At 38.8% G+C, this 14,459-nt stretch carries 15 protein-coding genes and 1 riboswitch; of the genes, 3 read left to right on the top strand and 12 right to left on the bottom strand.

Annotated elements, in window-relative coordinates:
- Positions 1–8: 8 nt before the first annotated feature.
- The 8 genes from V1L66_RS08065 to rpsU form a co-directional block, all read right to left on the bottom strand.
- Positions 9–2,129: an HD family phosphohydrolase gene (locus V1L66_RS08065; protein WP_036076233.1), complete on the bottom strand. Its 2,121-nt coding sequence runs from the start codon at positions 2,127–2,129 to the stop codon at positions 9–11.
- A gap of 465 nt (positions 2,130–2,594) precedes the next feature.
- Entirely contained in the window at positions 2,595–3,551 is a 957-nt protein-coding gene (locus V1L66_RS08060) for a PhoH family protein (protein ID WP_004227104.1), read from the bottom strand.
- A gap of 2 nt (positions 3,552–3,553) precedes the next feature.
- Positions 3,554–4,666, bottom strand: coding sequence for a sporulation protein YqfD (locus V1L66_RS08055; protein ID WP_016994098.1), 1,113 nt, complete (start codon positions 4,664–4,666; stop codon positions 3,554–3,556).
- Between the two features lies 1 nt (position 4,667).
- Entirely contained in the window at positions 4,668–4,916 is a 249-nt protein-coding gene (locus V1L66_RS08050) for a hypothetical protein (RefSeq protein WP_016994100.1), read from the bottom strand.
- A gap of 54 nt (positions 4,917–4,970) precedes the next feature.
- The gene (locus V1L66_RS08045) at positions 4,971–5,447 is read right to left on the bottom strand and encodes a hypothetical protein (RefSeq protein WP_016994102.1); all 477 of its coding nucleotides are present in this window, start codon (positions 5,445–5,447) and stop codon (positions 4,971–4,973) included.
- A gap of 25 nt (positions 5,448–5,472) precedes the next feature.
- On the bottom strand, positions 5,473–6,477 hold the full coding sequence (gene floA / locus V1L66_RS08040; RefSeq protein WP_112118215.1) for a flotillin-like protein FloA: 1,005 nt from the start codon (positions 6,475–6,477) through the stop codon (positions 5,473–5,475).
- 3 nt (positions 6,478–6,480) lie between these two features.
- A complete protein-coding gene (locus V1L66_RS08035) occupies positions 6,481–7,809 on the bottom strand; it encodes a nodulation protein NfeD (protein WP_016994104.1) in 1,329 nt (442 codons plus the stop codon).
- A gap of 312 nt (positions 7,810–8,121) precedes the next feature.
- Positions 8,122–8,295, bottom strand: coding sequence for a 30S ribosomal protein S21 (rpsU, locus tag V1L66_RS08030; RefSeq protein ID WP_004227078.1), 174 nt, complete (start codon positions 8,293–8,295; stop codon positions 8,122–8,124).
- A 252-nt stretch (positions 8,296–8,547) separates the two neighbouring features.
- A riboswitch (cyclic di-AMP (ydaO/yuaA leader) is annotated at positions 8,548–8,689 on the top strand.
- A gap of 114 nt (positions 8,690–8,803) precedes the next feature.
- On the opposite strand from rpsU, the gene V1L66_RS08025 reads away from it, so the two are divergent.
- Entirely contained in the window at positions 8,804–10,141 is a 1,338-nt protein-coding gene (locus V1L66_RS08025; protein ID WP_312126525.1) for a TrkH family potassium uptake protein, read from the top strand.
- 25 nt (positions 10,142–10,166) lie between these two features.
- Positions 10,167–10,823: a TrkA family potassium uptake protein gene (locus V1L66_RS08020; RefSeq protein WP_016994106.1), complete on the top strand. Its 657-nt coding sequence runs from the start codon at positions 10,167–10,169 to the stop codon at positions 10,821–10,823.
- A gap of 86 nt (positions 10,824–10,909) precedes the next feature.
- On the opposite strand, the gene V1L66_RS08015 is transcribed toward V1L66_RS08020, so the two are convergent.
- The 4 genes from V1L66_RS08015 to deoC all read right to left on the bottom strand — a co-directional run bounded on the left by V1L66_RS08015 (position 10,910) and on the right by deoC (position 12,794).
- On the bottom strand, positions 10,910–11,479 hold the full coding sequence (locus V1L66_RS08015) for a manganese catalase family protein (RefSeq protein ID WP_004227065.1): 570 nt from the start codon (positions 11,477–11,479) through the stop codon (positions 10,910–10,912).
- A gap of 24 nt (positions 11,480–11,503) precedes the next feature.
- Positions 11,504–11,767: a spore coat protein CotJB gene (locus V1L66_RS08010; protein WP_016994107.1), complete on the bottom strand. Its 264-nt coding sequence runs from the start codon at positions 11,765–11,767 to the stop codon at positions 11,504–11,506.
- Positions 11,760–11,987 (bottom strand): spore coat associated protein CotJA, encoded by a 228-nt coding sequence (locus V1L66_RS08005; RefSeq protein WP_016994108.1) that lies wholly within the window; start codon positions 11,985–11,987, stop codon positions 11,760–11,762. Before V1L66_RS08005 ends, V1L66_RS08010 begins: the two co-directional genes overlap by 8 nt.
- Before the next feature lie 135 nt (positions 11,988–12,122).
- Complete coding sequence (gene deoC / locus V1L66_RS08000; protein WP_312127347.1) at positions 12,123–12,794, bottom strand: deoxyribose-phosphate aldolase; 672 nt, start codon at positions 12,792–12,794, stop codon at positions 12,123–12,125.
- A 289-nt stretch (positions 12,795–13,083) separates the two neighbouring features.
- On the opposite strand from deoC, the gene mtaB reads away from it, so the two are divergent.
- A complete protein-coding gene (gene mtaB, locus V1L66_RS07995; RefSeq protein ID WP_312127349.1) occupies positions 13,084–14,433 on the top strand; it encodes a tRNA (N(6)-L-threonylcarbamoyladenosine(37)-C(2))-methylthiotransferase MtaB in 1,350 nt (449 codons plus the stop codon).
- The last annotated feature ends 26 nt before the right edge of the window (positions 14,434–14,459 follow it).

The raw sequence follows: 14,459 nt of genomic DNA, 5'->3' as shown, positions 1-14,459 counted from the left end.
AGATCCTCCTACTTATCTGCCTTTGGATATTCAATACGTGAATGGAATATCCCATTCAACGTTTCGCAAAGTACTCTCTCTATACATTTTAACTCTTTTATTGAAATATCGCATTCATCAAACTGATTATCTTGGACACGATCATCGATAATCGCTCGTACTAGCTTCTGAATTTTCTCTGCATTTGGCTCTTTCATAGAACGTACTGCGGCCTCGACACTATCCGCAACACTTATAACAGCTGCTTCTTTTGTTTGTGGTTTGGGCCCTGGGTATCGGAACTTTGCCTCATCAATATTTTTTCCTTCTTCCTTTGCTTTAAACAAGAAGAATTTTAACAAACTTGTGCCATGATGTTGTAAAGCGATATCAATAATCTCTTGAGGCATTTTATAACGTTTTAACATATTGGCACCATCTGTCGTATGGGCGATAATAATCTCTGCACTTGTTTCAGGTGGTAACGAATCGTGCGGATTGATGCCCGACATCTGATTTTCGATGAAAAAGGACGGTCGTTTGGTTTTACCAATATCATGATAATAACAACCTACACGTGCTAATAAACCGTCAGCACCAATCTCTTCACAGGCAGCTTCCGCTAAGTTCGCTACCATCACACTATGATGATATGTCCCTGGAGTTTCCATTAATAATTTTTTTAATAATGGATGGTTGGGATTGGATAACTCAATTAAACGTAAAGAAGAAAGCAAGCTAAACGCCGATTCAAAGAATGGTAAAAGTCCCATCGTTAATGCCCCTGAAAGCAAAGCAGATAACATCGCTGCTATTAAGTAAAATACTAATTCTGGTAGGCCATAGGATGATTGTGTCATCAACAAATAAAACGCGATAAATGCCATGTTTACAAGGGAAATCACACCAACTGCATGTAAAATATGTGAGCGTTTTTCTACACTACGCAAAAAGAATAAGCTGGCAAACCCTCCGAATATGATATACAGCGTAATTTCCATTTGCATAACAGACGAATAGCCTTCTTGAAAAATAACCCCTGCTGAAGCAGCCGTCATAACGGTAATTAATACAGCCGCTCGCTCATCCGCTAGCAATCGTACAAGCATCGTAGCTAGTGCTGTCGGGAATAAAAAGGCAATCGTCACATCAAAGCCACCAGAAATTAAGCTAATAAATTTCATTAGCAAAATAGACAAGCTATAAACAATCACTGTCACTAACAGTGCATTACGTTTTTTTCGTTCGTTAGCCTCCCAACGCTCAAATAAAATATACATAAACATCATTTGCAGTAGCGTTAAAATAATAAGTCCTGCAATAGGCTTCAAGGAGGCCTTATTACTAACCATCCCCAATAGCTCTAATTGTCTAAAGGCCTCATTGTCAATAATTTGACCTTCCTGAACAATAATCTGTCCTTGTAAAATGCGTGTCGGCTCTACACTTTCTTTGGCCTGCTGTTTTCGAATCTTTGTTTGTTCTTCATTAATTGTTTCATTTTCTATAATGCTTGTACGTCCTATTAACACGACTGTATTGAATATTTTATCGGGATATCCGCGTTGTCCACGAATTTTTGTCTCAAAATCATTTTGAGCAACAAAGACGTTCTCTGGTCGGATGGATTTTTGTAAATATTCCTCTACAAATTTGGATAATTGCGTACTTGTTCTAGTTAAATCTTCTTCACTTTGCACTAACAGACCTTCCAGCTGGGAATCTGTAAAAATTAACGGCATCTGGTCTTCGTCTATGGATTCAAATTTTTTGCGAAGCTGTGTAACCTGATCTGCAATAGGTATAGGTTCCTTACTATTTGCAACATCCTTTTTCACTTCTAAAACATAATCAAATAATGATGTTACAATCGCTGCTCTTTGCTTGGCGACATCCTCCGAAAATTGATAGACCGAATCCACTGCATTAGCAGCTTTTTCACGCTCTAGCTGTGTTTTATAAGTGTCTTCGATCGTTTTAGTAGATCGTACGGTTTCAGGCGCAAGCTGTAATGGTTTGAAATCATATGTAACTCCTTTAACATTGCCATACATGAATGCAAATTGTAGGCCACCTGTTAAAATGAGAATGATGATAAGAAAGTAGCGAAAACCGATAAGCTCTGTAAATTTTCGAAGTTGTTTCTCCATTTGGCACCTCCTCTATCTACCTACTATCATACCAATTCAACATACATTTTTCTCGAAAAATGTATAAGAAAGCAAAAAACAGCTATGCTTTTTCGCATAGCTGTCACATTTTTTTCCATATTTTGATTCAGTTCGTGCTTTAGGTTTTAGCTATATGGATGTTTAAGTCTGCCCTTGCTTTCGGGGCAGACTTTAATACCTTGTTGCCCCTGTCGCTTCGCTTTCGGGGCAGACTTTAACCCCTGTTGCCCCTGTCGCTTTGCTTTCGGGGCAGACTTTAACCCCTGTTGCCCCTGTCGCTTTGCTTTCGGGGCAGACTTTAACCCCTGTTGCCCCTGTCGCTTCGCTTTCGGGGCAGACTTTAACCCCTGTTGCCCCTGTCGCTTCGCTTTCGGGGCAGACTTTAAAACCTCGTTGCCCCTGTCGCTTCGCTTTCGGGGCAGACTTTAGAATTGCTACGCAATTCTAAAGTTGCTGTTCTTCGTAGGCTTGGATGATTTTGGCTACGATTGGGTGACGTACGACATCGCCTTGTTCTAATACTTGGAAATGGATGGATTTAACATACTTTAATGTACGCTCCGCAACAATCAAGCCAGATTCTGTATTTTTAGGTAAGTCGATTTGCGTTTTATCACCAGTGATGACCATTTTAGAGCCGAAGCCCAGACGTGTTAGGAACATTTTCATTTGTTGATGTGTTGTATTTTGTGCTTCATCTAAAATAACAAAGGCATCATCTAATGTACGGCCACGCATATAGGCTAAAGGGGCGATTTCAATCGTTCCGCGTTCAATTAGCCGCTGTGTTTGTTCTGAGCCGTAGATGTCGTTTAAAGCATCGTAGAGAGGTCGTAGATATGGATCGACCTTTTCCTTTAAATCTCCTGGAAGAAAGCCTAGAGACTCTCCAGCTTCAACAGCAGGGCGAGTTAAAATAATTCTCTTAACATGGCCGTTTTTAAGTGCCTGTGTTGCCATGACTACCGCTAAATACGTTTTCCCAGTACCGGCTGGACCAATACCGAAAACAACGTCTTTATGACGGATTGCTTGTATGTATTCTCGTTGACCAATTGTTTTCGCACGAATTGACTTTCCTTTCGTCGTGCGTGCTATTTCTTCATCATATAGTTCTGCAAAATATTCGATTGTTCCTTTTTGTGTCATTTCAATAGCTGTTGTAACATCACGTTGATCAATATTAATTCCTTTGCGAATGACCTTCAATAAAGCTTGCAGAAGAAATGTTGCCTGTTCCTTAGCATTTTCTTCACCCGCAAGTTGAATTTGTTCGCCACGCGTAATGATATGAACATTAAGTGCTTCTTCAACTAATTTCATATTTGCATCGGAAATACCTAGTAGCATAACCGCTTCGTTTGGATTATCCACCTGTAATACAGTTAACTGTTCTGACATAATCATTCTCCTTGTAGGCCTTGTATTGGACTTGCAATGTTTTCATTGACTAAAAATAGAACTTTCCCTTCAACTGTACCATTCCCCCACTTTGCCTGTAAAAGGTTTTCTTTCTTGATGATTGTTTTTGCAGGCAACGAGCGTAATACTTTTTCATGCAATAAAGGAATAAGCAATGTCTCAATTTTCGATTCATCCAACTCCACTTGCATGGTTTTCGTCTGTTGCTCCTCCACAATCGAAACATAGGGGGCTAGCCAATTCGGTAAATCCTTTTTTTGAACATAATCCACCTTTTCCTCATGTATACCCTTTATCAACACCCGCCATTGCTTTTGCTGCAAGGTTTCCACGGTAATTTTTGTTGGAATTTTAAATGAACATTCAAGCCAATAATCTGCATAAACCTCACCTTTTGCCCCAACAAAAACTTGATCTGTGCCACTTTCTAATACACCACTTACGAGGACGTCACCCTCATAGGCTGTATCATTCACTGAAATCTTTCGCTCGCCATGCTGTATATTGAAGTGGGTAATGACACCACTTTTCGTTGCTACTATATGGGAGGCTAATTTGTCAGTTGTTTGCTCTGTTTGTTTCGGTGATTCTTGTGGTCTCAAAATTACTCGTCCGCCGTGCTTATCAATATGGACCCATGATAGTTCTCGGTGTTGCTCTAACAGCTTTTGTCGTATAACCGTATTAGAAGGTAACTTTTTTTGAGATAAAGGGGTTTCTAGTTGAAAGGTTTCATGAAAGGTCTTACCTAAACGCTCCTCCAGTTCTGGTGTCGCGGCTTCAATGTCCACTCGCCATATGACTTGTGCACAAAGGATTGGAATAGCAATCATGAAGGCTAAGCCCAATAGAGTCCAAATTTGTGCACGAAAAACTTGAAGCTCATCTGCATAAAAAACAGCCATTTTTAAGCGAAAACGTCTTCGTACACGGCGAATTTTTGGTAGGTAATGCATTGTCGTTTCAAAGGAAACTTCCTGCTCACGAAAGACAACACGCTTTAATGGGACATGTTGAGCGTGCAATGCTTGAATAAAAGGATGAACATTTTCATGGCGCTTTATACGTATAATAATTGGCCGATTATTCCACATTTTAGCTCACACCCATATTCTTTGTCATTTTCATATGAAGTTCCTGTAGATTGTTAACAGATAGATGTAGCATTTCTTCTTTAAGCGCATTGATTGTCACTGAATCCGCATTGACAGTAATATGATAATCTGCATAGACAAACGAACAGGTCGTCGCATCTGCATGAATAAAACGGTAAGGTCCAATAATTTTTAATGATTCGTATTCTAACAACTCAAGTAGTGGCGTTAATTGAAATAATTTTTTCATAAAAAATGCCTCCTTCTTCGGCAATATATGCATCGAAAAAGGAGGACATGCTAGTTATTTTCTTTTTGATTTTGGTGGCCCTAATATTTCGGCCATCACGATTGCTTGCACAAGATCATTTTTAGATTGAGGTAGTTGTAAAGTCGAATGAGCGCCAACAGATTGCACTTCCTTTTTTCCAGCAGCTAATCGTCCCCGACCTTCTCGATTAGAAGAACGGCTAGGAATATCAGTTGGAATGACAGCTGGGGCAACATAGCTTGGTATTTCCTTTTTCACTTGTTCTTCAACAAATTTTTTAGGCTCCTCAACCTTCTCATTTTCTGGAATCCAATCTCCGATAAATTCTCTTGCAAAATCTTCAAAACTTTGTGCTTTCCCACTACGATGTGGCGCTTTCTCCGTAACTGGAGGCTCCACCGCGGTGTCTTTATTAAAAGGAGGCATCTGCTTCTGAGGCTTTTTATTTTTTGATTTTCCGAAAATAGAGCTGACTATGGCAATTATGGCGAAGATTATTAACTGTTCCATATGTTAGTTCCGCTCCTTTCCGTTATTAAGCATTGGGTTCATTTTTTTCAGGCTTATCATTGCTTACTTTTGAAATAGAGTCACGCATTGCTGTATCTGCTTGGATATTGCGATAGTTCATATAATCCATAATACCAAGATTACCAGAACGTAAGGCTTCAGCCATCGCTTGCGGTACTTCTGCCTCTGCTTCTACTACTTTTGCCTTCATCTCTTGAACACGTGCAATCATTTCTTGCTCGTTTGCTACAGCCATTGCACGACGTTCCTCAGCTTTTGCTTGCGCAATGTTTTTATCCGCTTGTGCTTGTTCAATTTGTAATTCTGCACCGATATTTTTACCGATATCTACATCGGCAATATCAATGGATAAGATTTCAAAGGCTGTTCCTGAATCCAAACCTTTAGATAAAACCGTTTGCGAAATCATATCTGGATTTTCTAAAACTTCTGTATGATGTGTCGCTGAACCGATAGTTGAAACAATCCCCTCACCAACACGAGCAATAACTGTTTCTTCACCAGCACCACCGACTAAACGCTCGATGTTGGCACGCACTGTGATACGAGCCTTTGCTTTAACCTCGATCCCGTTCATTGCTACACCTGAAATGAAAGGTGTTTCAATAACTTTTGGATTAACAGACATTTGAACAGCTTCTAATACATCACGCCCAGCTAAATCAATTGCTGCACAACGTTCAAATGACAGCTCAATATTGGCACGGTGAGCCGCAATTAAGGCATTCACTACACGGTCAACATTACCACCTGCTAAATAGTGACTCTCTAACTGGTTAATCGTTACAGGTAAACCTGCTTTATGTGCTTTAATCAACGGATTAACAATTCGAGACGGAATAACACGACGTAAGCGCATCCCAATTAATGTGAAAATACTAACACGTACACCTGCTGCTAATGCAGAAATCCACAGTGCTACGGGTACAAAGGTAAAGAATACCGCAAGCACAATGAATAAAATAACTAGTCCGGCAATAGGACCAATCAAAGCTAAATCAAAACCCATTTTCTATTCCTCCATCTCTTTATCTGTTTGTCTCACAACAATGCGTGAGCCTTCAACTTTAATAATTTCTACATGTTGATTGGCATCGATATAGCCACCTTCTGATACAATATCAATGCGTTCACTACCAAGTACCATAGTTCCAGATGGACGAAGTGGCGTAAGCGTTTTCCCAATTTTTCCTAACAGTTCTGTGCGATTCACATTGGATACATACCCTTCTTCTGTCGTCGTTGCATCCATTAACACAAGCCTGTTTAAGACATGCAGTTTTTTTCCGAAAAATTTCATCAGAATCACCATTCCTATCATCGCTATCACAAGCGCAATGAGAATTGCTACTATCATTTGCATCATATTTGCACCTGCCAGTATCAGACTTAGTACTATTAAGACACCACCTAAAATACCAACAATTCCACCAGGGACAAAAAACTCTGCAATTAAAAGGGCTAAGCCAATAATAAATAACAATAACGTTTCATATCCCGCAAAGCCGGCCACCATATGTCCAAAGAAAAATAACCCAAGTGCTGATAAGCCCATTATACCTGGAACACCAAATCCTGGCGAATAAAGCTCCATCACAAGTCCTAAGCTAGCGATTGACAACAGTATAGGTACAATGATGGGATTTGTAATAAAACGAGCTAATTTTTCAGAAAAGGTCGGTTCAATTGAAACAACATCACTACCATTCAAGTTGGTTACTTCTAGAAGCTCCTGAAAATCCTTAACCGTCCCTTCAGAATATTTAACCTTTAATGCCTCTGAGGCGGATAGGGTTAACAGATTCTTTCCACCAGCACGGTATTCTGGTAGTTCATAGTTGGTATCTGCCATTGCTAATGCATACTTAGGGTCGCGCCCTGACGTTTCTGCTGCTGCTTTCATTTGAGCAAGCCAAGCGCTATTGGCCTTAAGGTCGGCTGCATTACCTGCTGAATCGATAACTGCCGCTGCACCAATTGTTCCATTCGGAACCATGTAGATCTTATCCGCATGTAAGGCTAAAAAAGCTCCTGCTGAGTGCGCATCCTTATTAATATAAGCAATCGTTTTTATTTGCGTTGCATCCATAAGCATAGCGATATCGCTTGCTGCATTCACAAAACCGCCAGGCGTATGTATTTCTAAGATAATCGCCTCTGCATTGTTTTCTTCAGCCTCTTTAAAAGCTCGTTCTAAAAATGCATGAAGTCCTCGCTCTACTTCATTATGAATCGGAACATGATAGACCTTATTACTGGCAAAAGCCGAAGTTAATGGAAACGCTAACAAAAAAGTCATCCATATCACTAGTAAATAGCTGAGGATTCTCCGTTTTCGCATCTTTTTCCCTCCCTTCTAACATGCCTCTCCTCTGTATATACGGTCAATCATGCGAAAAGTTTCACAAATCTTAAAAATTTATTCACTTATTTATCACTAGATCTAATCCCAATTATCAACACTTAGTATGTGAAAAAAAGCCGAATGAAATCATTTTGATTCATTCGGCTTTTTCATATGTACGTAAAGTTGAGCAATGTAAAATACCTGAAATTAATCAAAAATGTGATTAGTTTCAGGTATAACTTTGTCTGCTCAGTGAATCATACAATTGCGTGTTATGAACGTAGGGATTTTTAATGGGAAATTAAATTACCACTTACGTTTACGTGCAGCTTCTGATTTCTTTTTACGTTTTACGCTAGGTTTTTCGTAGAACTCGCGCTTTCTAACTTCTTGAATTGTACCACTTTTTGATACAGTACGTTTGAAGCGGCGAAGAGCATCTTCAAGCGATTCGTTTTTGCGAACGACAGTTTTTGACATCTCTCTTTCCCTCCCTCCGAACACACGTCAATACACAATTAGGCAAATAACCTTCTGTTGTGTACTAAAAAATTATATCGTATTGTCTAATAATGGTCAATAGAAAGTATGCGAAATTATCAAGTGAATTTTTGGTTTTATTTTTGTGTGAATTATTCATACCCAATTCACCCACAATAAAAATAATTACATTTTCCTAACAATTAAAGGGTTTACAAAAAATAGAATAAGGGCGTAGAATAATCACATTCAATTTCAAATCGGCCAAATCTCAACTATTTGAGAACGGAGGAACCAATCTTTTGGGGTTAATTCTGCAGTAGCAGAAGGGATGAGAAAGCTCTTTCGCCATCCTACCCGTCAGCTAACTTCGTCGGCTAAAGCGAAGGAGGTCGTTATTGACCACCATTATTAGCATGCTTTCTGCCTTTTTCATGCTTTTATCGTAGGTCTTTTTATTATGCCATTTAACAACCAGTTGTTTACTTACAGAATTGAGGTAAATTAAATGAACAATTTTAAAAGAGCATTAAACCCTCCCAAAGTTCTTGTATTGGGCTTTGCCCTAATCATTGCCATAGGGACGTTTCTTTTAACAATGCCATTTTCTACTGAGGATGGGAAGGGTTTGACCTTTTTAGATGCCTTATTCACTGCTACTTCAGCTACTTGTGTCACGGGTTTAATCGTAGTTGATACAGGTGATACCTTCTCTATTTTTGGCGAGGTGGTCCTTTTATTCTTGATCCAAATTGGTGGTTTAGGATTCATGACATTTGCCACCTTATTATTTTTACTGCTCGGTAAGAAAATTTCATTAAAAGAAAGACTGCTGCTTAAAGAGGCCTTTAATAATATCTCCATTGCTGGTCTAGTTCGATTAGTGAAAAGAATATTACTCTTTACAGCATGTATTGAAATAATCGGTGGTCTTATTCTATCGGTTCGTTTTTCATTTGATATGCCTATTGGAAAAGCCCTTTATTTTGGATTTTTTCATGCCATATCCAACTTCAACAACGCGGGCTTTGATTTAATGGGTGGTTTTAACGGAATGACTGCCTATGTTGATGACCCCTTTGTTGTTTTCACCATCTGTGCTCTTATTACTATCGGTGGATTAGGCTTTATTGTTATGAATGAATTGTATGAATATCGTGTGACTAAAAGGCTTTCTGTCCATTCAAAAATTGTCTTAGTAACGACACTTTTGCTAACTGTTAGTGGAACCATTTTGATATTTTTGTTTGAGTATGGCAACCAAAAGACACTGGGACCATTATCCGAATGGGGTAAAGTGTTAGGTTCCCTTTACCAAGCGGTTACACCACGAACTGCTGGCTCCAATACACTGGCTATTGGGGACTTAACGCATTCTACATTATTTTTAATGATTCTTTTCATGTTTATTGGGGCAGGCTCTGGGTCGACTGCTGGAGGTATTAAAATCACAACCTTTGCTGTTTTAGTAGCTACTATGTGGTCACAAATTCGAGGAAAAGAAGATGTCGTTCTCTTTAAACGTAGAATTGTTACTGAAACTATCTTAAAGGCTTTGACGGTTACAATGTGTGGAGGATTAATTGTTATAGTCGTGACGATTCTTCTCAGTATCACGGAACAGCATCATAGCTTTATGATGTACTTATTTGAGGCTACCTCTGCGTTTGGTACTGTTGGTCTTTCGATGGGCCTAACTCCAGAGCTAACACCTGCTGGTCGTCTTCTTCTGATTATTACAATGTTCGCAGGAAGAGTAGGACCACTAACCATTGCTTTTGCCATTGCAAAACGAAGAAAAAAAGAGAGTTTCCGCCACCCAAAAGGAAATATTATGATTGGATAACCAAATGAGAGGAAGACAGAACGCTATGACCATTAAACAATACGCTGTGATTGGCTTAGGTAGATTCGGAACAAGCGTCGCTCGCAGATTGCATGAAGCTGGACAGGAAATATTAGGAATTGATATAAATGAAGAAAGAGTAGAGGATGCCGAACCCTATGTGACTCACGCTGTGGTAGCAGATACAACAGAAGAAAAAGCCTTAAAATCGATTGGTATTGGTAACTTCGATTGTGTTATCGTGGCGATCGGTAATGATATGCAATCTAGTATTTTAACCGTCTCTTTATTAAAAGAGCTAGGGATCAAAAAAGTGATTGCAAAGGCACTAGGTAAAAGACATGGGCAAGTGTTAGATAAAGTTGGAGCTGATTGGATTATTTATCCTGAAAGAGATATGGGTGAACGTGTGGCTAATCAACTCCTATCCCCAAACATGTTGAATTATATCGAATTATCAAAGGAATACAGTATTGAAGAAATTATGATTCCTTCTAAAATGGCTGGACAAAACCTTCGCGATTTAGACTTGCGCGCAAAATATAACGTCAGTGTAATTGCAATTGTGCGAGAAGGGGAAATTATTATTTCCCCTTCTCCTGAGCAGATTATTGAAAAGGAAGATTTATTAGTAATGATTGGGCATCGAAAAGATCTTACATTATTCTCAAATATTCAGTAATCACAAAAAAGCTGTTTCAAGTTCTCTTTTTTAAAATGTCCTTTACAAAGGGTACAGTTTATCTACTTGATACAGCCTTTTTCGTCTTAGAAAACTTTCTTTTGATCTCTATCATCTTTTAAAATTTCAACAGCCTCTCTAAATCGCTGGGAATGAACAATTTCTCGCTCACGTAAAAACTTCAAGCTATCATTTAAATCCGTGTCATCTGATAAGTCAATAATCCATTGATATGTGGCACGTGCCTTTTCTTCAGCCGCTATATCCTCATACAGATCCGCGATAGGGTCACCCTTAGCTTGAATATAGGTTGCTGTGAATGGTACCCCTGAGGCGTTTTGATAAAAGAGAGCACGATCGTGATTTACATAATGATCACCCAAGCCAGCTTCTTTCAGCATTTCTGGTGTTGCATCTTTTGTTAGCTTATAAATCATCGTGGCAATCATTTCTAAATGTGAAAATTCCTCAGTTGCTATATCGGTCAATAACCCTACTACTTTGTCAGGAATCGTATAGCGTTGATTCATGTAGCGTAGAGCTGCTGCCAGTTCCCCATCCGCCCCTCCATATTGCTCAATTAAAAACTTAGCAAGCATTGGGTTACATGTACTAACTTTTACCGGATACTGGAGTTTCTTTTCATAATACCACAAAGATTATTCCTCCTAGTCTTTTGTTTAGACTTGCCATGGCCATGGTGTATCAATCCAGTTAAAAGGATAATTCGAATAGCTTCTCCCAAAATTCATGAGTGGTCCATATTTTTGCTCAAAATCAATTTTAAGTTTCATACTTTTCTCTGTATTTTCATTAAATTGCTGAATGGCGTCATAATCGTGTGGATGAGTGTCTAAATAGAGGTTTAATTCAACAATGACGAAATCAATTGCTTGAATTTCTTCTAATTGCTTATAAAATTCGGGCGGCATCTTTTTAGTCATGCTTCCTCCCTCCTTTTAGGGGAAATGGGTATGGGCTAAACAACTGTGGCCATAGCGTGCCTGCCTTCAGCGCTTCTCTTGCGGTTGGAAATTGTGGTAGTCCAGGTGGTTGAAAACCCATATATAATTGTGGGGGTGTTGCATAATACTTAACTTCTATAGGCTTACAAGGATCAAAGGGGCTAATATAGGGCCTCCAAGACTTATACTGTGTAAACATGACATCCTCCTTTCTGTATTTACATTCATCAGTGGAGTATATGTGCACAGAAAATTATTATGCTGATTAAACACAAAGAAGCCATAAGCTCATGTCAATGTACACATGAGCTTATGGCTCTATAAAAGGATAAAATTAATAGTTGGAGTCGGCAATTAAACCATTCATAATAGCTACACCAGAGCTAGCCCCAATACGAGTCGCACCAGCTTCTACCATTTTTTTCATGTCCTCTAAGCTACGAACACCACCTGATGCTTTTACACCAAGTTCTGGACCTACAGTTTTACGCATAAGTGCGATATCCTCTGCTGTGGCTCCACCAGTAGAAAAACCTGTAGATGTTTTCACATAGTCTGCACCCGCTGCTACAGCTAACTCACATGCTTTCACTTTTTCTTCGTCTGTTAGTAAGCATGATTCAATAATAACTTTTACAAGTGCGCTATCTTTAGCTGCTTCTACTACTGCGGCGATATCTGCTTGTACAAGTTCATAGTCTTTATCTTTTAACGCACCGATATTAATAACCATATCTACTTCTTTTGCACCGTTAGCAATAGCATCTTTTGCTTCAAATGCTTTGACTGCTGGCGTATTGGCACCAAGCGGGAACCCAATTACCGTACAAACTAAAACGTCTGTACCCTCTAATAATTCACTACTACGCTTTACCCAAGTAGGATTTACACAAACAGAAGCAAAGTTAAATTGTTTAGCTTCTGCACATAATTTGTCAATTTGTTCTTTCGTTGCCTCAGCCTTTAATAATGTATGATCAATCATACGTGCAAAATTCTTTTCCATTGTTGACCGCTCCTTCATTAAACAAGATGTACGTACCTCTTCGAATCATACCATTTTTTCACGTTGGCGTCTAATTTCTTTCTATATAATAAAAGCTGAAATGTAAACTTTTAAGAACATAGAAGTCATCAGAAGACAAATCACTTATTATTTCACAAAAAAATCTTATATGTACTGATTTTATAAGGTTTATGTTATCATAAATCACGTATCTAAAATATGTACAACGAAAAACTTATTAAATGTTTGGAAACACAAGGTAATGTGAATTGAAAGGATGATATATATCATGAGTAACGAGCGATCAAAAATCGTGAGTTTTCATACTCTAGGTTGTAAAGTAAATCATTACGAAACAGAAGCAATTTGGCAGCTGTTTAAAGAAGAGGGCTATGATCGTACAGAATTTGATCAACAAGCAGACGTTTACGTCATTAATACATGTACAGTTACGAACACTGGAGATAAAAAATCTCGTCAGGTCATTCGTCGAGCAATTCGTCAAAATCCGGATGCAGTTATTTGTGTAACAGGATGCTATGCACAAACCTCCCCTGCAGAAATTATGGCTATTCCTGGTGTCGATATCGTTGTCGGAACACAAGATCGTACGAAATTACTTGGTTATATTGAACAATATCGTGCGGAACGTCAACCGATTAATGCTGTACGTAATATTATGAAAAACCGAGTATACGAAGAATTAGATGTACCAGCATTTACAGACCGTACACGTGCTTCGTTAAAAATCCAAGAAGGCTGTAACAATTTCTGTACATTTTGTATTATTCCATGGGCACGCGGCTTAATGCGTTCTCGTGACCCACAAGAAGTATTACATCAAGCACAGCAATTAGTCGACGCTGGTTATCTTGAAATTGTCTTAACTGGTATCCATACAGGTGGCTATGGACAAGATTTAAAAGATTATAATCTTGCTCAATTACTACGTGATTTAGAGGCCAATGTGAAAGGCTTAAAGCGTCTTCGTATTTCATCCATTGAGGCTAGTCAATTAACGGATGAAGTAATTGAAGTACTACGTGAATCAAAGATTGTCGTGAATCATTTACATATTCCGATTCAATCTGGTTCTGATACGGTATTAAAACGTATGCGTCGTAAATATACAATGGAATTCTTCGGTGAACGTTTAACAAAATTACATGAGGCTTTACCTGATTTAGCTGTTACTTCTGATGTAATCGTTGGGTTCCCCGGCGAGACAGAAGAAGAGTTTATGGAAACGTACAACTTTATCCGTGATCATAAATTCTCTGAGCTACACGTTTTCCCATTCTCTCCTCGGACAGGAACTCCAGCTGCACGTATGGAAGATCAAATTGATGAAGACATTAAAAATGAACGTGTCCACCGACTTATCTCTTTAAATGATCAACTAGCAAAAGAGTATGCTTCTCGTTTTGAAGATCAAGTGCTAGAAGTTATTCCTGAAGAATTTGTGCATGATGGCAGTGAAGAAGAAGGCCTTCTAACAGGCTATACAGACAACTACTTAAAAGTAGTTTTTGAGGGTCCAGAAAGTCTAATCGGACAACTTGTAAAAGTAAAAATTACACAAGCAGGCTACCCTCACTCAAAAGGACAATTTGTACGCGTTTTAGAAACAGTGAAATAAATAGTGAAAAAAGGGCTGCCCATTTT

It is taken from the genome of Lysinibacillus sp. IITD104, from assembly GCF_036698265.2.
GTDB lineage: Bacteria > Bacillota > Bacilli > Bacillales_A > Planococcaceae > Lysinibacillus > Lysinibacillus boronitolerans.
This window is presented reverse-complemented; position numbering and strand designations above follow the sequence as displayed.